The sequence below is a fragment of the Coprococcus sp. HPP0074 genome (assembly GCF_964238105.1).
Taxonomy (GTDB): Bacteria; Bacillota; Clostridia; order Lachnospirales; family Lachnospiraceae; genus Faecalimonas; species Faecalimonas umbilicata.
On sequence record NZ_CAXSKS010000008.1, the window covers coordinates 25,711 to 42,746 of the forward strand.

A 17,036-nucleotide genomic window follows, 5' to 3' on the forward strand; every position below is an offset into this window, starting at 1 on the left:
GAGGACAATGGGTATGAAGTTGGCAGTAGTGGGAAGTATAAACATGGATATGACAGTGACCGCTGAGCGGATTCCGTTGAAAGGGGAGACACTGCTTGGGGACAGCATTCACTATATTCCGGGCGGGAAAGGTGCGAACCAGGCGGTCGCGATGGCGAGACTTGGAGCAGAAGTAGAGATGTTCGGATGTGTGGGGGATGATAGCAATGGAGAAAAGTTGCTTGAAAATCTTAGAAAAGAAGGGGTCGGGACCAGACATATCAAAGTTCTAAAAGAAGTTCCGACCGGAATTGCCTTGATTACGGTTGGGGAAAATGACAATACGATCATCGTTGTGCCGGGGGCTAACGGACAGGTAGACCAGATCTATGCAGACAGTATCAAGGAAGAATTAAAGGCGTTTGATATGGTTGTGCTGCAGCAGGAAATTCCTCTGGAAACAGTCCACGATTTAATTTGTTTCTGCGCGGAAAATGGAATCAAGGTGATTTTAAATCCGGCGCCGGCAGCGAAGGTGCCTCTTGATATCATTGAGAAAGTGACGTATCTGACACCGAATGAACATGAGGCGGTACTTATTTTCGGTGAGGAAGAGACGACCGAAGAACTTCTGAAAAAATATCCAGAGAAACTTGTGATCACGCAGGGATCTAGGGGAGTATCTGTGTGCAGAAAAAATGGAGAAGTACTGACCGTTCCGGCAAGACCAGCAATTGTGGCTGATACGACCGGGGCAGGCGATACATTAAATGGTGCTTTCTCAGTGCAGATTGCTAAAGGAGAGCCGATTGCAGAGGCGCTTCGTTATGCAAATACGGCGGCAAGTCTTTCGACTGAAAAATTTGGGGCACAGGGTGGAATGCCAACTGCAGAGGAAGTTGAGAGAGAATTAAAGCGGAACGAGGAAAAGATTGGATAAGTAAATAGCAATAGGATAAGGAAATGTAGTCTGCGGGCAAGAACTCACAGAAGATTTAAAAATTGATAAAAAAGATGGTGGGCACAGCCTTGACAAAATGGGACAAATGGAGTACGATAGGCAACATATAAGACATCAGCGATGAAAAGAATAAGTAATAACGGACATCACGTTCAGACAGAAAGCAGCCGGGTGATGAGAGGCGCATGGACCGTTTGTTATGAATACCTCTTGGAGCTTCACACCGAACAGATCAAGTAGGCTGTGACGGAGTAGATACACGTTATCGTATCTGAGTATTATGTTTTGTTCATCAGGAGAGGATGAGACACTGATACTTACTGAGACAGATGATGCGAGTCGTCTGTGAAAAAAGGTGGTACCGCAGGATTTACTCCTGCCCTTTCTGATGAAACAGAGAGGGCAGGAGTTTTTTTATTGCATAGGGATTTCTTCGGAATTTTCTGTAATAAAAACGCTTTGCATGAGAATGCGTAGTTCGCGGAAAGGGAATTAGCCGCTGGCGACATCGCTTGCGGAGAATGATACAGGAAAATAAGGATACTACCTGAAAGGGGGATACAAAATGGAACTTTGGGATCTATTTGATGAAAATCGCAGATTTTTATATAAACAGCATAACCGGCAGGAGCCACTTGCACCGGGGCATTATCATGTTGTTGTCGTTGTATGTGTAGTGAACAGCAAGGAAGAGATTCTGGTCACACTTCGACATCCGGCGAAGGAAACTTACGCAAATTGCTGGGAAAATACAGGAGGAAGCGTACTTGCAGGGGAGACAAGCCGTCAGGGAGCAGTCAGGGAGCTTAAGGAAGAAACCGGAATCGGTGTATCAGAAGAAGAACTGATGCTGCTTGGAAGTGTCAGGGGAATCAGTGCATTTTATGATTTCTATGTGGTGAGAAAAGATGTAGAACTTTCGGATATTGTCCTGCAGGAAAATGAGACAGCAGATGCTCGATGGGTAACTTTGGAGAAATTTATCCAAATGGGAGAGGATGGAACACTGGCAGAACCGGTCTATCGACGTTTCCGGCAGTTTGAAGAAGCATTTTGGAAATTGATTAAAAATGAAGGAGAGGAAAAGAAACATGAAAATTTATGATGAATTGAAAGCAAGAGGACTGATCGCACAGGTGACAGATGAGGAATTGATCAGCAATTTGATCAATGAAGGAAAGGCGACATTTTATATTGGATTTGACCCGACAGCAGACAGCCTTCATGTGGGACATTTCATGGCACTCTGTCTGATGAAACGTCTTCAGATGGCAGGGAACAAGCCAATCGCTCTGATTGGAGGAGGAACCGGATACATCGGGGACCCATCAGGAAGAACAGATATGCGTTCAATGATGACACCGGAGCAGATCCAGCATAACTGTGACTGTTTCAAAGAACAGATGAGCAAATTTATCGATTTCTCAGAAGGAAAAGCTATGATGGTCAACAACGCAGACTGGCTGTTAGATCTGAATTATATTGAATTGCTCCGTGAAGTGGGAGCTCACTTCAGCGTCAACCGTATGCTGACTGCAGAATGCTACAAACAGCGTATGGAAAAAGGACTTAGCTTCCTGGAATTCAACTACATGATCATGCAGGCATACGATTTCTACGCACTGTACCAGAAATACGGATGTAATTTACAGTTCGGAGGAGATGATCAGTGGAGCAACATGCTTGCAGGAACAGAATTGATCCGTCGAAAACTTGGAAAAGATGCAAGTGCGATGACAATTACACTGCTTTTAAACTCCGAGGGAAAGAAGATGGGAAAAACACAGTCCGGTGCAGTATGGCTTGATCCGAACAAGACTTCCCCATTTGAATTCTACCAGTACTGGAGAAATATCGCAGATGCCGATGTATTAAAATGCATCCGCATGCTTACATTCCTTCCGCTGGAAGAGATTGATGCAATGGACAAATGGGAAGGAAGCCAGTTAAATCAGGCAAAAGAGATTCTTGCATACGAGCTGACAAAACTTGTGCACGGTGAAGAAGAAGCAGTCAAAGCACAGGAAAGTTCCAGAGCACTCTTCAGTTCCGGAAATGCAGCAAATATGCCTACTGCTGAATTAGAGGAAAGTGATTTCACAGAAGGAATGATCGATATCCTGACACTTCTTGTAAAGAGCGGACTTGTTCCATCCAAATCCGAGGCAAGACGTGCAGTACAGCAGGGCGGTGTGTCTGTAAACGGAGAGAAAGTAGAAGATATTAAGACAGCATATGCTCCTGAGACATTTGATGGAGAAGACTTCGTGCTGAAGAGAGGAAAGAAAAACTTCCGTAAGATCGTGATGAAATAGAGAGAAGGGAAAAATATGGCATTTAGAGAAATCAAAATCGAAGAATTACAGTTCAATCCATTTACAAAGATTGGAAAAGAATGGCTTTTAATTACGGCTGGAGATGAGAAAAAGCACAATACGATGACTGCAAGCTGGGGTGGTGTTGGTGTTCTCTGGGGAAAAAATGTTGTCACAACTTACATTCGTCCGCAGCGCTACACAAAAGAGTTCGTGGATGCACAAGATGTGTTTACAATTACATTTTTTGGGGAAAACTGCCGAGAAGCGCTTGCACTTTGTGGAAAAGTGTCTGGACGTGACGGGGATAAAATCAAAGAAGCTGGACTGACACCATACTTTGTAGATGGAACAACTGCATTTGAAGAGGCGGAAATGATTTTTGTATGTCGGAAACTTTATGCAGATGAGATTAAACCAGAGAAATTTATTGCAACAGAAAACGATGCGAGATGGTATCCGGAGAAAGATTACCATACAATGTATATTGCAGAGATCACAAAAGTGCTTGTAAAAGAAGCATAGGAGGAGAAAAAGAGCTTGAATTCCTTCAAAAATAGAAGGAGATCAGGCTCTTTTTTTGTTTTGAATTATGGAAACTCTTCGCTTAAGATACGCATTTTAAAATAATATTACAGAAACATTGGTTGAAAATATACTCGTAAAAAGTACTACATTTGAAAATACTGTACACTGTAAGGAGGAAGAGAAACCTGTCCGTTCATATTCACAGTTTCTCCGCTTAGTAACTCTTCGGCTGTGCCGTTTAATTCGCCGGAATATGCAGTGTATTCGTTGTCCCCTGCGTTGACTGCTACAAGAATCCGTTCGCTTTCAGAACAGCGCTCAAAGATCAGCTGATGATTTTGGATCACTACATTTCGGTAAGAACCATTGCAGAGTGCATCGTGGCTTTTCCGGACGGAGATTAGTTTTGATACAAAATCAGTAAGAGCATTTGGCAGTGGTTTCTCAAAACACGGGCGCAAAGCATAATCATTGTCAGGAGATTTCACGCCTTCTGCTCCCCATTCACTTCCGTAATAAAGGCAGGGAATTCCCGGCATGGAAAACAGCAGTCCATATACGAGCGGAAGATGTGATGGATTGTTCAGGATACTTGCGATCTTTGTCACATCGTGATTATCTGCAAAAGTCATCAGGTGTTTTCCACGGTAAAGACACCATTGTTCAGGACCAAACTGACGATTCAGAGAGTGTGCAATCTCAAAAAGGTTCCTATCGTTGAAGCTGGAGTAGAGACCCTTGTAACATTCATAGTTTGTGCAACTGTGAAGCAGTTCATCGTTGACAATCAAGTTGTAATCGCCGAAGAGTACTTCTCCGATCAAAGCAAAATCAGGTTTTAGCTCCGCGCAGAAATTGCGAAGACGGTGCATGAAATTGCGGTCAAGGCTGTATGCGACATCCAGGCGCAGACCATCGATATCAAATTCTGTGATCCATTTTTGGACACACGAAAGAAGGTAATCGACAACCGCAGGATTCTGGAGGTTCAGTTTGACCAGTTCAAAATGTCCTTCCCAGCCCTCGTACCAGAATCCATCATTGTAGCAGCTGTTGCGGTCAAAACTGATATGGAACCAGTTTTTGTAAGCGGAATCCCATTTGTATTTTCTGACATCTTCAAAAGCCCAAAAATTTCTTCCGACATGATTGAAGACACCATCCAGCACAATCTTAATGCCATGTGCATGGAGTGACTGGCAGACTTCGGAAAAATCCGCATTTGATCCGAGCCTACAGTCCAGTTTTGTGAAATCTTTTGTGTCGTAACCGTGCGTATCTGATTCGAAGACCGGATTAAAGAGGATCGCATCGATACCGAGTGACTGAAGATAATCTGTCCAGTCAAGGACTTTTCGGATTCGTGGTGTTACGATTCCATCATTGGAAAGTGGTGCACCGCAGAAACCGATTGGATAAATCTGATAAAATGTACTATGATATGCCCACATAAAAAATTCCTTCCGTTGCTGTTAATTTTGGAACCTGCCATTTAGGAGCGGATTCCAGTGTAAACACAGTATACCACAGAATGTGGGATTTTAAAATCGGGTGAAAGAAATTGCTTGTGACATTTCAGAGGAAATGTAGGTGATTTCAGGAAGAATATAAAAAATTTGTGGATCAGGACTAGGAGGAATATAGCTGGGAGAGAGAAGAAAAATGTTGCAAAACAGTAGAAAAATACGATAAAACAGTTGACAGAAAGACGTATTCATAATATAATCATAAAGTATGACATGAGAAGAAACAGTTTACACCAAAGCCCCGGAGTGAGCTGATTTCATAATAAACAATATTGATTTAATGAGAGAATATATTAGGAGGTCGACCAATGAAAACTTACATGGCTAATCCAGATAAGATTGAAAGAAAATGGTATGTAGTTGACGCAACAGACAAGACATTAGGACGTTTAACATCAGAAATCGCAAAAGTATTAAGAGGAAAAAATAAACCAGTTTATACACCGCACATCGACACAGGAGATTACGTAATCGTTGTAAATGCAGAGAAGATTGCAGTTACAGGTAAAAAATTAGATCAGAAAATCTACTACAATCACTCTGATTATGTAGGTGGAATGAAAGAAACTACATTAAGAGAAATGATGGATAAGAAACCAGAGAAAGTAATCGAACTTGCTGTAAAAGGAATGCTTCCAAAAGGACCTTTAGGAAGATCAATGATCAAAAAGCTTCATGTATACGCTGGACCAGAGCATGATCATCAGGCTCAGAAACCAGAAGTATTAACATTTTAAGGAAAGGTTGAAAGGAGGAAATTACAGTGGCTAAAGCAAAATTCTACGGAACAGGAAGAAGAAAAAAATCAATCGCAAGAGTATATTTAGTACCGGGAACAGGTAACATTACAATCAATAAAAGAGACATCGACGAATATTTAGGATTAGAGACATTAAAAGTTGTTGTTCGTCAGCCATTAGTAGCAACAGAGACACTTGACAAATTCGACGTATTAGTAAACGTACGCGGTGGTGGATACACAGGACAGGCTGGAGCTATCCGTCACGGTATCGCAAGAGCTTTACTTCAGGCAGATCCAGATTACAGACCAGTTCTGAAAAAAGCAGGATACTTAACACGTGACCCACGTATGAAAGAACGTAAGAAATACGGTCTCAAAGCAGCTCGTAGAGCACCACAGTTCAGCAAACGTTAATTATACGTTTCAGAACGTACAATTTCAAAAAGATTTTATAACTCCTCAGGACTTTGGTTCTGGGGAGTTTTTTTAGCAAAATAATGAACTTGATTTGCGACACCAATATTGAAGTAGAAGTTTTTATGAACTATAATGGTTGACGAAGATTAACCATAGGAGGGTGTATGGATAAGGATTTTAGCTTGGAGAAGAAAAATTTTATTGAAATTTATAATCTTGCTAGACCGGTTATGACAATACTAGGAGATCAAGTCCGCCAAGAGATCCTGTTAGCTTTAATAGAAAGTGGGGGGATGGGAGGAATTCGAGTTGGTGAAATACAGAAAAAAAGTCATGTTTCTCGTTCCGCGGTATCGCATCATCTTAAAGTACTCTTAGATGCAGGGATTATCAATATGAGACGTGAGGGAACAAAGAATTACTATTATATTGATTTTGATGATACGACAGTAAAGCCAGTGATACTATTTTGGCAACAAGTAGAGCCAATGCTGAAAAGATGTAGCAAAGAAAGCGAAAAGAGGTTATAAAAATGAGTGTATATTCTATTTATTTTAGTCCGACAAACAGTACAAAAGAGATTGCAAATTTGGTGGCGAATGAAGTTGGCAGTTATCAGGAAATTGATCTTAGCAAAAAAGAAGACATGGTCGATCAAGTATTTGATGCAGACGATATTTGTGTGATTGGCGTCCCATCTTATGGAGGCCGAGTGCCAGGTATTGCACTAGAGAGAATGAATAAATTTAAAGGGAATCATGCAAAAGCTATATTGGTGGTATCATATGGAAATAGAGCATTTGAGGATACTCTGAAAGAATTAGCAGATGACTTAAGCAAAAGAGGTTTTTATTGTTTTGCTGCGATCGCTGCTATTGCAGAACATTCTATTATGCATCAATTTGCAACGGGACGTCCTGATGCTAACGATAAAAAAGAATTGAAAGGCTTTACGAAAAAAATTATAGACAAAATGAACACGGATACAGCAAACAGTGAATTACGATTGCCGGGAAATTATCCCTATAGAGAATATAATGGTGTTCCATTAAAACCAAAGGCAGGAAGAAGCTGCACGGGATGTGGTGTTTGTGCAGAGGCATGTCCTGTAGGGGCAATCTCGATTGAAAATCCAAGAAAGACAAACAAAGATTTATGTATATCATGTATGCGATGTGTGAAAATATGTCCAAGTCATTCTAGAAAGGTCAATTCCTTTATGGTTAAGGTTGCATCAAAGAAAATGAATGCTGCTTGTCAAGAAGAAAAAGAAAACGAACTTTTTATATAGTGCAGTATATAAATATAAAATAATAATTAGGAGAATTCCGGTTTTCTGGACTTCAGACTTGGAGAGTTTTTGTAGAAGTCTGATATCTATATCTTTCCTTCTTATGGTTAGGGAATATCCTACTGTTGGAATATAGGATCATGGAAGGATTCTGTGTATGTGTATTTGGAGAAAGAAGAATAGACATGCAACGATTGTAGAGTAGATGAAACAGTCGCGGGGGATTCGCTCTGTTAAATTGAGTAAGAAGTAGAAGATAATTTGGGGTAAATGAATATGGAATTAAGAATCTTACGCTATTTTTTAACGGTGGCAAAAGAACAAAGTTTTACAAAAGCAGCGGAACAACTACACATCACACAGCCAACCTTATCCAGACAGATTGCAGCGCTTGAGGAGGAACTGGGTACCGTTCTGTTTGTTCGCAAAGGGAGAAGTATTACGCTTACAGATGGAGGAATTTTGTTAAAGCGAAGAGCATTGGAAATCCTTAATCTTGAAGATCGAATGTTGGAAGAACTGAGAGGAACTGAAGAAGTGATAGAAGGAACAGTTACTTTTGGGTGCGGAGAGTTTACAGCAGTAGAAACATTGGCGAAAATATGTAAGCAATATAAAGAAAAATATCCGCTTGTCCAGATTGCGATTCATACCGCAACAGCGGACACTATATATGAGATGATGAATAAAGGGCTTGTAGATATTGCATTGTTCATGGAACCAGTGGATACAGAAGGGCTTGATTATATTAGAATAAAAGACTGCGATCATTGGGTAGTAGGAATGCGCCCTGATGATCCGCTTGCTAATAAGAAGTACATAGAAAAGAATGATATTTTGGATAAGCCGCTTATTTTACCAGAAAGGGTGGGGGTTCAGAGCGAACTTGCCAATTGGTTTGGAAAAGATTTTTCCAGTCTTGATATTTCATTTATAAGCAATCTTGGAACAAATGCCGGTGTGATGGCGGCAAATGGACTTGGGTATCCAATTTCCATTGAGGGTGCTGTAAAATATTGGAGGGAAGAGATACTTGTGCAAAGGAGACTTTATCCAGAGATTACTGCGAGCGTAGTGATTGCATGGAGAAGACATATTCCTTATTCACAAGCAGTAAATAAGATGATAGAAGAAATCAATGCTTTTTAGGCATAAATGTGAATACGATATAAGTATTGGACATGATAAGATGATAGATTATAGAATAGATGTGCAGGATCAGAAGATATCTTGCACATCTATTTTTAGAAAGGGGACAAATAACTATGGGAAAAAGATTAGTGGCATATTTTAGTGCAAGTGGAACAACGAAAAAGGTAGCAGAAATGATTGCTGATAGTGCAAAAGCAGATTTGTTTGAGATTACACCAGAGGTTCCATATACAAGTGCTGACCTTAATTGGATGGATAAAAAATCCAGAAGCAGTATAGAGATGAATGATAAGAGCATGATTGCAGAAGAAAAGGTATTTAACAATGCAACTAGACAACAAATCGTTGAATGGGTAGAAACATTATAAGCTTGGAGAGATGTAACATGAAATTACTTCAAATGAATGGTGTGAGCCGGTTACTAATGAAGATTACAGCAAATTAGCATAATGAAAAGCAGTAAAGAAAGATGGATATTTATGGAAAGATAGAATGTTTATTTGCGAAGGGAGGGCATAAAAAATGGAATATGTCAAATTAGGAAATACGGATATCAGCGTATCGAAAATTTGCTTAGGCTGCATGAGTTTTGGGAAGGTAGGAACGATGCATGATTGGACAATTGATGAAAACGAAAGTGAAAAAGTAATCCAACATGCGTTGGAACTTGGAATTAATTTCTTTGATACAGCAAATGGATATTCGGCAGGGACAAGCGAGGAATATCTTGGTAAGGCAATCAAGAAAAATATTGCAAGGGATCAGGTAGTTATCGCTTCAAAAGTATATTTTAATGAAGGACGTTTATCGCGAAAAGCAATCCTGCGGGAAATAGAAGGCACTTTGCAGAGGTTGGGTAGAGATTATCTGGATTTGTATATTATTCATAGATTTGATTATGATACACCGATTGAGGAAACAATGGAGGCTCTGCATGATTTGGTGAAAGCTGGAAAAGTAAGAGCAATTGGTGCATCTGCAATGTATGGTTACCAGTTTTACAATATGCAGCTTATAGCAAAAGAACGTGGCTGGACACAATTTTCTGTAATGGAGAATCACTATAATTTGCTCTATCGAGAGGATGAAAGAGAACTGATCCCTATTTGTAGACAGATGGGAGTTTCTCTTACACCATATAGTCCGTTGGCGGCTGGACATTTAAGCAGGCCAGAATGGAAAACAAATTCACTGCGTAGCAAAACAGATAGAGTAGCCATGGGGAAATATGATGGCATGGAAAAGCAGGATAGGAAGATTGTAGAGAGAGTATATGAGCTTTCCCAAAAACATAATTGCAAAATGTCTCAAATTGCACTTGCATGGCAGTGGATGAAAGGTATTTCTTCACCGATTATCGGTGCTACCAAGACAGTATATCTTGATGATGCAGTTAGAGCTTTGGATGTAAAGTTAACAGATTTAGATATGGAATATTTGGAGGAAATGTATGTTCCACATCCGATTGTGGGTGCAATTAATCATAATCCAGAACAGACAATTTCAAGGGGCACAGTAAAATAGCCAATTAAATTAAGTATAAATAGGCATTCCTATAGCGATGGGCAACGTTCTTTTTGGAGAAGTTTTTATAGAAAATTTGAATAAAGTATATAACGAAAAACAATTTAACATATGAAACGGATAGTGTTAGAATGTGACTGGTGTTGGAAAACATAAAAGAGGAGGAAAAATATGAAAAAGAAATTTTTGAGCCTGTTTTTAGTTGCTGCATTATCCGTTTCGATGTTCGCAGGATGCGGAAAAGGCGAAGAGAAAAAAGAAGAAAATGCTGCAGCGAAAAACGAAACAAAAACAGAATATGTAAGTAAAAATGGGAACACCATGGTTCTTACATTATTTCAAAACCCAAAAACATTAGACATTCAAAAAACAAATGCAGATTATTTTATTCCGCTTCAGATTTATGATCGTCTTGTCGATGTAACTGTGAATGAAGCTGGAGAAACAGAGATTATTCCAAGTCTTGCTGAAAAATGGGATATCAGTGAAGATGGTCTTACGTACACATTCCACTTAAGAAAAGGTGTAAAATTCCACAATGGCGAAGAATTAAAAGCAGATGATGTACTATTTACCATTGATAAAGCTGTAAATCCAGAAGAAGCTTGTATCAATGCAGCTCAGTATCAGGAAGTAAAAGGGTACCAAGATCGTCTGGATGGAAAAACAGATGTGATTGAAGGTGTTAAAGTAATCGATGATTACACAGTAGCGATCACACTTTCAGCGCCATCAGCATCTTTTCTTGCAAATATGACAGGTGCTCCGGCTTCTATCTATAACCGTAAAGCTGTCGAAGAAGGAAAAGATAAATTTGGATTTGATCCAGAATATACTGTTGGTACAGGGTATATGAAGTTTAAAGACTGGACACAAGATCAGGAGATCAATCTTGTAAGAAATGATGAATATTTCAATACACCGGCTAAAATCGATGGAGTCCGCTATTTAATGAACATTGATGCCTCTACCGAACGGATGATGTTTGAAAATGGTGAGTTAGATTACATGGGTGTAAAGGCAGATGACCTTGAGCATTTCAAAAATGATGAATTTTGGAAAGATTACTTAATCGGATATCAGCCACCAAGCATGGATTACATGATTTTTAATCAGAACGATACATTCATGGCGGATGTAAATGTAAGAAAAGCTGTTCAGGCAGCAATCAATCGTGATTTGATCAATCAGAACTTCTATAATGGTGAAGGAACGTTATTAAATGGTGTTCTTCCTCCGGCAATTCCGGGATACTCTGAAGATCAAACACCAATTAAATACGATGTAGAAGAAGCAAAAAAATTATTAAAAGAAGCAGGCCATGAGTCAGATGTGACACTTACAATTCTTCAGAATGGAGAAAGTACATATACACATCCTATTAATGAAATGATTCAGTCTATGCTTGGAGAAGCAGGAATTAAAGCTGAAATCAAAAACATGGATATGACATCTTACTGGGATACCATTGCAAGTGGAGAAGGGTATTCTATTTCACTGGGACCTGTAACAGCAGATGTTCCGGATCCAGGAGCATTCTTCACAACATTTACAGTGGAAAATAGCGCTTCGAATGGATATAACATCAAAGACAAAGCGTTAAGCGATAAGATCAAAGAAGCAAATGCAAAACTTGATCCAAAAGAAAGAATTGCAGCCCTTCAGGCATTAGAATCAGAAATCGTAACAGAACAGGCATTATACTTACCGATCGCAGCTGAAAAACGTACATGCATCATTAGCCCAAGATTGAAGAACTTTCAGCTTGGCTGGCAGGGATGGGTTTGCTGCTCAACACATAATGTAGAAATCGATGATTCTTACAATAAATAAATAGCAATGTATAAAAGGTATCAGATTTGATACCTTTTATACATATAAGGAGAAAAACTTATGCGTAAATATATTGCAAAACGAATCGCAGTATCTGTTCCTATTATTTTAGGGGTCATACTGATTACGTTTGTCTTGATGAATTACATTCCAGGAAATGCAGTAACCGCGATGATGCAAAATAAGATCAATAACGAAACGGTGGCTCGAGTGGAAGAAGAAATGCATTTGAACGATCCGATTTTGGTACGATTTGGTTTGTATATAAAAGATTTATTACATGGAGATTTGGGAACCTCTTTTGTAATGAATCAGCCAGTATTCAATCTGATTAAAAATGCATTCCCTAATACGATAAAGCTGGCATTATCGGCAATCGCATTTGCATGGATTTTAGGAATACCGATAGGAATTATAAGTGCTTTAAAGAAAAATACATGTCTGGATAAATTATTTATGGGAGTGTCGCTCATGGGAATATCAATGCCGACATTTTCCATTGGAATTATTTTACAGTATTTAATTGCCTATAAATTAAAATGGCTGCCAATTAGTGGATTTACAACACCGGCACATTTAATTTTACCATCTATTGTGTTGGGATGGAGCATGGCAGGAGAGATTTCGCGTTTAATACGTACAAATTTGATTGATGTGATTCAGGCAGATTATATAACAACAGCGAAGGCAAAGGGAAAGTCGCATATGGGAATTGTTATTTTTCATGCACTAAAAATGTCGATTCTTCCAGTGATCACGATTATGATGATGCAATTTACATCATTGCTGGGAGGGGCATTGATCACTGAGAATATTTTTAGTATTCCGGGAATTGGAACCTTATCAATCTCTGCTTTGAGCAATCGTGATATACCGTTGTTACAAGGAACGATTATTCTCAGTACATTTTTAATTATTATTGGAAATCTCATTGCGGATATTATTTATGCGCTGGCAGATCCAAGAGTGCATTATGATTAGGAGGATAGCATGAAAAATATGATGAAAAATACCGGACGAAAAATAAAAAAGTATGTCAAAGAAGATCCAGTAGGATTTATAAGTTTTCTTATGATCTTGCTGTTTATTTTTCTTGCTGTTTTCGCAGATTTCATTGCACCGTATGGAATCAATGAAACACAGTATATGAAACCGAAGGCGGCTCCTTCTATGGAACACATTTTTGGAACAGATGAATTGAGCCGTGATATTTTCAGCAGAATTTTGTATGCATCAAGAATCTCTCTATTTATTGGATTTGCACCAACAACAATCAATTTGATCATTGGAACATTTTTGGGAATGATAGCTGGAATGACTACATTAAAATGGGTAGATACATTGATTATGAGAATTGTTGATATTGTATTGTCTTATCCGTTTATGATTCTTGCGATGGCGATTGTTTACAATTTAGGAGCAAGTACAAAAAATTTATTTTTAGCACTGATCTTAGTTGGATGGGCTGGAACAGCGAGAACGGTGAGAGCGCAAACATTATCTCTAAAAAATAGTACATATATAGAAGCAGCGCGTTCCATGGGAGTGAGCAAATGGAAAATTATGATCAAACATATTTTACCCAATATTCGCTCTTTGCTGCTTGTGCTTTACACAATGTCTATCCCGGTTGCAATTCTTTCAGAGGCAGGATTGAGTTTCCTTGGATTTGGTGCACAGCCGCCACAGACAAGTCTCGGAGTTATGGTATCTAAAGGACGCACGTATCTGTTTGATGCCCCATGGATTTCTCTGGCACCAGCAATCTATATTCTTTTGCTTTCTTTGTGTCTCAATTTTTTCGGAGATAGCCTGAGAGATATGTTGGATTCCAAATGTTCAGAAAGATAGGGGGATATGATGGAAGATATAGTATTACAAGTAAAAGATGTCACGATTGGTGATAAAAAATCAGGGTATTCGATTGTAGACAAAGTAAATATAGAAGTAAAAAAGCAACAGATTGTAGGGATTGTAGGAGAATCTGGCTGCGGGAAAAGCATGACAAGTTTAGCAATCATGCAGTTGATGCCGGTGAACATCGCAATAAAAGAAGGACAGATTCTATTTTCTGGTGAGGAACTAACGGCACTAAAAGAAAAAGAATTACGGAAAGTGCGAGGAAAAGATATTTCTATGATCTTTCAAGAACCAGTGCGCGCCCTGCATCCACTGCATAAAGTAGGAAAACAAATTGAAGAAAGTTTGAAGATTCATACAAATTTGTCAAAAGAGGATAGAAAAAAACAAACTATTTCCCTCATGAAATCTGTCGGAATACCAGATGCAGAAATGAGGTATGATCAATATCCACATCAGCTTTCCGGAGGGTTAAATCAAAGAATTATGATTGCTATGGCGATTGCAGCAGATCCATCCCTGATTATTGCGGATGAGCCGACAACCGCGTTAGATGTTACAATTCAAGCTCAGATTTTACAATTGCTGCGATCCTTGCGTGAAAGAAGAGGAGTATCGCTCATCTTGATTTCGCATGATTTAGCGGTGATTTGTGAAAACTGTGATTATGTATATGTGATGTATTGTGGCCAGATTGTAGAGGAAGCAGATGTAAGGACATTTTTCCAATCTCCGAAACATCCGTATACGCAGGCACTTATTCAGGCTTCTCCTGATCCAGAGAAAAAAATAGATCAATTGATGGCGATTAAAGGAACGGTTCCGTCTATCGAAAATATTCCGGAGGGATGTCGATTTGCGGAGCGATGTCCGCATAAAACAGAACGATGTACCAAAGTAGAGCCAAAATTGTATGAGCAAAATGATGGGACAAAAGTCAAATGCTTTTTATTTGAAGAGGGTAGATAATTTATGGGAAATTCATTAATCAGAGCACAAAATATAAGTAAAACTTTTGTGGCAAAAGGACTGTTTAGTGCAAAAAAGGAAAATCATGTATTACATCATGTTGATTTAGAAATTTACAACAATGAAACGTTAGCTCTTGTGGGAGAATCGGGATGTGGAAAAACAACATTGGGACGAATCATTCTAGGATTAGAAAAGCCGACAGATGGAAATATACTTTTTGAGGGAGAAAATATTTTTTCTAAAAAAGAAGTAAAAAAGGAAATGCGTAAAAATATGCAGATGGTCTTTCAGGATCCTTATGCATCTTTAGATCCAAAGATGAAAGTGGAAGAAATCCTGATGGAACCGCTTTTGGCAAATAAAGTGTATGCAAATAAAAAGGAAGCAAGAAAAAAAGTAAAAGAACTATTGGAAATTGTGGGGCTTAACGAAACGCATATGAAGCGATATCCTTATCAATTTTCAGGGGGACAACGTCAGCGAATTGGGATTGCAAGAGCATTAGCATTGGAACCGGCATTTATTGCATGTGATGAACCAGTATCTGCACTGGATGTTTCTGTACAAGCACAGATTTTGAATTTATTAAAGGAAATCCAGAAAAATCGTAATTTGAGTTTATTGTTCATTTCACATGATTTGGGAGTTGTGCGTTATATTGCGGATCGAGTTGCAATCATGTACTTGGGAAGAATCTGTGAGATTGGTTCCGTTGAAGAAGTGTATACCAATCCAAAACATCCTTATACAGAATATTTGCTCCAATCGGTTCCTAAAATGAGAGTTCCAAATGGGGACAAAGAAGATTTGCAACAATCTTTACAAGAGGCCAATGAAATCAAAGTAGAAAAAAGAGAAGATATGTGTCCATTCTATTCACGTTGTAAATATCATACAGATATTTGTAAGCAGAAATTTCCAGAACAAAAGAAAAGAAATGAAACAATATTTTTTTGCCATCATCCCTTAGCTTAGTCAGGAAACTGTATATGAGATAAAAAAAGACTGGTAAACAGTGGTTGATATGATTTTACCACCGCTTATCAGTCTTAGTATTTTATTCGATAGGAAGCTGTAATTGTGTAATATATTCTGATTCATCAGAAGTTGTGTGAATGTCGATCCAAAGAATTTCCAATAAGTTACCAAGCACTTTGAAGTTGTGAGTGTGTGCATATTGGATGAGTTCTTGTCCCCAGTAGGAGCTCTGTTTATAATCCCCGCGATAAGTGACGCAAAGGTAATGACCGCCGGCAAGAATATTCTCGCCTTCTTCATCGATAAGAAAAACAGATTGATAGGAAAGCACTTTTTTATTTACGAGAGAGGGCAGAGAAATCATAGTTCCAATTTGATTACTTCCGATAATGTATAAGCGATTTTGATTTAGATTGATAAGCTGTTTGATCAGAACATCCATTTCTTCTTCATTTTTATATCCTTCGGGAAGAAGGTGGCAACGGCGAGGGGGAATATTCATTAAGCAGATTTCACCTAAGGGAAGAGATAATGCGGAATGAATGTTATGCAATCTGTGCTCTACATTTTTTTGCAACTTTTGCAGATACTGTATTTGCTTTGCAATCGCGTCTTTTTCGTCTTCCAGCATAGAAATTGAAGACAAAACTGTATGATGGTCTAAGTATTCGCGGATTTGTTCCATTGTAAATCCAATGGAGCGTAAATCTCGGATTACATTTAATCTCCATATGTCGTGAATACTATAATAGCGATATCCAGATTCAGAACGCTGAGGTTTGATAATTCCAATTTCTTCATAATAACGTATAGAATCTACACCGATTCCATATAATTTAGAAATTTCACCAATTTTAAAAAAATTTTTCATATTTTCTATTGATCTCCTTGACTCTAGTATTATACCAGAGTTTATAATGAGTGTATAGATTTCATGATAGGTTAATAGAAAGGATTT

Annotated in this window: 17 protein-coding genes, 1 pseudogene and 1 other annotated feature; of the genes and pseudogenes, 16 read left to right on the plus strand and 2 right to left on the minus strand. The window is 38.7% G+C overall.

All coding sequences use genetic code 11. From position 1 onward, the window contains the following. Positions 1-13: 13 nt before the first annotated feature. From rbsK to ACESPO_RS10600, 4 genes are all read left to right on the plus strand, one after another. Complete coding sequence (gene rbsK / locus ACESPO_RS10585) at positions 14-919, plus strand: ribokinase (protein WP_016439867.1); 906 nt, start codon at positions 14-16, stop codon at positions 917-919. 132 nt (positions 920-1,051) lie between these two features. Then, positions 1,052-1,327, plus strand: a binding site (T-box leader). Between the two features lie 178 nt (positions 1,328-1,505). Beyond that, entirely contained in the window at positions 1,506-2,045 is a 540-nt protein-coding gene (locus ACESPO_RS10590; protein WP_009263688.1) for an NUDIX hydrolase, read from the plus strand. Further along, positions 2,032-3,255, plus strand: a complete 1,224-nt coding sequence (tyrS, locus tag ACESPO_RS10595) for a tyrosine--tRNA ligase (RefSeq protein WP_008977508.1) — start codon at positions 2,032-2,034, stop codon at positions 3,253-3,255. The genes ACESPO_RS10590 and tyrS overlap by 14 nt, the downstream gene beginning before the upstream one ends. Before the next feature lie 15 nt (positions 3,256-3,270). Next, positions 3,271-3,780, plus strand: a complete 510-nt coding sequence (locus ACESPO_RS10600) for a flavin reductase (RefSeq protein ID WP_336305090.1) — start codon at positions 3,271-3,273, stop codon at positions 3,778-3,780. 146 nt (positions 3,781-3,926) lie between these two features. Here the strand turns inward: ACESPO_RS10600 and ACESPO_RS10605 are convergent, their stop codons facing one another. Next, positions 3,927-5,234 carry an alpha-amylase family glycosyl hydrolase gene (locus ACESPO_RS10605; RefSeq protein ID WP_390108532.1) on the minus strand — a complete coding sequence of 436 codons (1,308 nt, stop codon included), beginning with the start codon at positions 5,232-5,234 and terminating at the stop codon, positions 3,927-3,929. Positions 5,235-5,617: 383 nt separating this feature from the next. Between ACESPO_RS10605 and rplM the strand changes: the two genes are divergently transcribed. The 12 genes and pseudogenes from rplM (at position 5,618) to ACESPO_RS10665 (ending at position 16,075) form a co-directional block, all read left to right on the plus strand. Further along, the gene (gene rplM / locus ACESPO_RS10610; protein WP_008977505.1) at positions 5,618-6,046 is read left to right on the plus strand and encodes a 50S ribosomal protein L13; all 429 of its coding nucleotides are present in this window, start codon (positions 5,618-5,620) and stop codon (positions 6,044-6,046) included. A gap of 26 nt (positions 6,047-6,072) precedes the next feature. Then, positions 6,073-6,465, plus strand: coding sequence for a 30S ribosomal protein S9 (gene rpsI, locus ACESPO_RS10615; RefSeq protein ID WP_008977504.1), 393 nt, complete (start codon positions 6,073-6,075; stop codon positions 6,463-6,465). A 167-nt stretch (positions 6,466-6,632) separates the two neighbouring features. Beyond that, positions 6,633-6,998, plus strand: coding sequence for an ArsR/SmtB family transcription factor (locus tag ACESPO_RS10620; protein WP_320619599.1), 366 nt, complete (start codon positions 6,633-6,635; stop codon positions 6,996-6,998). A 2-nt stretch (positions 6,999-7,000) separates the two neighbouring features. Further along, positions 7,001-7,759, plus strand: a complete 759-nt coding sequence (locus ACESPO_RS10625; protein WP_499788794.1) for an EFR1 family ferrodoxin — start codon at positions 7,001-7,003, stop codon at positions 7,757-7,759. A 276-nt stretch (positions 7,760-8,035) separates the two neighbouring features. After that, positions 8,036-8,908, plus strand: coding sequence for a LysR family transcriptional regulator (locus tag ACESPO_RS10630; RefSeq protein WP_499788795.1), 873 nt, complete (start codon positions 8,036-8,038; stop codon positions 8,906-8,908). A gap of 116 nt (positions 8,909-9,024) precedes the next feature. Next, positions 9,025-9,204 (plus strand): annotated as a pseudogene (locus ACESPO_RS10635) (flavodoxin); the annotation flags it as partial. A 229-nt stretch (positions 9,205-9,433) separates the two neighbouring features. Further along, positions 9,434-10,435 carry an aldo/keto reductase gene (locus tag ACESPO_RS10640; protein WP_499788796.1) on the plus strand — a complete coding sequence of 334 codons (1,002 nt, stop codon included), beginning with the start codon at positions 9,434-9,436 and terminating at the stop codon, positions 10,433-10,435. A gap of 171 nt (positions 10,436-10,606) precedes the next feature. Further along, positions 10,607-12,268: an ABC transporter substrate-binding protein gene (locus tag ACESPO_RS10645; protein ID WP_016439859.1), complete on the plus strand. Its 1,662-nt coding sequence runs from the start codon at positions 10,607-10,609 to the stop codon at positions 12,266-12,268. A gap of 60 nt (positions 12,269-12,328) precedes the next feature. Then, entirely contained in the window at positions 12,329-13,249 is a 921-nt protein-coding gene (locus tag ACESPO_RS10650; RefSeq protein WP_270602677.1) for an ABC transporter permease, read from the plus strand. Positions 13,250-13,258: 9 nt separating this feature from the next. Continuing rightward, positions 13,259-14,119 (plus strand): ABC transporter permease, encoded by an 861-nt coding sequence (locus tag ACESPO_RS10655; protein WP_499788797.1) that lies wholly within the window; start codon positions 13,259-13,261, stop codon positions 14,117-14,119. 9 nt (positions 14,120-14,128) lie between these two features. Then, positions 14,129-15,097 carry an ABC transporter ATP-binding protein gene (locus ACESPO_RS10660; protein ID WP_009263673.1) on the plus strand — a complete coding sequence of 323 codons (969 nt, stop codon included), beginning with the start codon at positions 14,129-14,131 and terminating at the stop codon, positions 15,095-15,097. A 3-nt stretch (positions 15,098-15,100) separates the two neighbouring features. Next, on the plus strand, positions 15,101-16,075 hold the full coding sequence (locus ACESPO_RS10665) for an ABC transporter ATP-binding protein (protein ID WP_499788798.1): 975 nt from the start codon (positions 15,101-15,103) through the stop codon (positions 16,073-16,075). Positions 16,076-16,157: 82 nt separating this feature from the next. On the opposite strand, the gene ACESPO_RS10670 is transcribed toward ACESPO_RS10665, so the two are convergent. Beyond that, positions 16,158-16,949 carry a MerR family transcriptional regulator gene (locus ACESPO_RS10670; protein WP_336305098.1) on the minus strand — a complete coding sequence of 264 codons (792 nt, stop codon included), beginning with the start codon at positions 16,947-16,949 and terminating at the stop codon, positions 16,158-16,160. Positions 16,950-17,036: the final 87 nt, after the last annotated feature.

Bases quoted from the DNA above. Each gene is read 5' to 3' on its own strand.
- ACESPO_RS10660 (WP_009263673.1), top strand. From the start codon at position 14,129: ATGGAAGATATAGTATTACAAGTAAAAGATGTCACGATTGGTGATAAA.
- ACESPO_RS10625 (WP_499788794.1), top strand. From the start codon at position 7,001: ATGAGTGTATATTCTATTTATTTTAGTCCGACAAACAGTACAAAAGAG.
- ACESPO_RS10600 (WP_336305090.1), top strand. From the start codon at position 3,271: ATGGCATTTAGAGAAATCAAAATCGAAGAATTACAGTTCAATCCATTT.
- ACESPO_RS10665 (WP_499788798.1), top strand. From the start codon at position 15,101: ATGGGAAATTCATTAATCAGAGCACAAAATATAAGTAAAACTTTTGTG.
- ACESPO_RS10650 (WP_270602677.1), top strand. From the start codon at position 12,329: ATGCGTAAATATATTGCAAAACGAATCGCAGTATCTGTTCCTATTATT.
- tyrS (WP_008977508.1), top strand. From the start codon at position 2,032: ATGAAAATTTATGATGAATTGAAAGCAAGAGGACTGATCGCACAGGTG.
- ACESPO_RS10640 (WP_499788796.1), top strand. From the start codon at position 9,434: ATGGAATATGTCAAATTAGGAAATACGGATATCAGCGTATCGAAAATT.
- ACESPO_RS10605 (WP_390108532.1), bottom strand. From the start codon at position 5,234: ATGTGGGCATATCATAGTACATTTTATCAGATTTATCCAATCGGTTTC.
- ACESPO_RS10630 (WP_499788795.1), top strand. From the start codon at position 8,036: ATGGAATTAAGAATCTTACGCTATTTTTTAACGGTGGCAAAAGAACAA.
- rbsK (WP_016439867.1), top strand. From the start codon at position 14: ATGAAGTTGGCAGTAGTGGGAAGTATAAACATGGATATGACAGTGACC.
- ACESPO_RS10590 (WP_009263688.1), top strand. From the start codon at position 1,506: ATGGAACTTTGGGATCTATTTGATGAAAATCGCAGATTTTTATATAAA.
- ACESPO_RS10655 (WP_499788797.1), top strand. From the start codon at position 13,259: ATGAAAAATATGATGAAAAATACCGGACGAAAAATAAAAAAGTATGTC.
- rplM (WP_008977505.1), top strand. From the start codon at position 5,618: ATGAAAACTTACATGGCTAATCCAGATAAGATTGAAAGAAAATGGTAT.
- ACESPO_RS10670 (WP_336305098.1), bottom strand. From the start codon at position 16,949: ATGAAAAATTTTTTTAAAATTGGTGAAATTTCTAAATTATATGGAATC.
- ACESPO_RS10645 (WP_016439859.1), top strand. From the start codon at position 10,607: ATGAAAAAGAAATTTTTGAGCCTGTTTTTAGTTGCTGCATTATCCGTT.
- ACESPO_RS10620 (WP_320619599.1), top strand. From the start codon at position 6,633: ATGGATAAGGATTTTAGCTTGGAGAAGAAAAATTTTATTGAAATTTAT.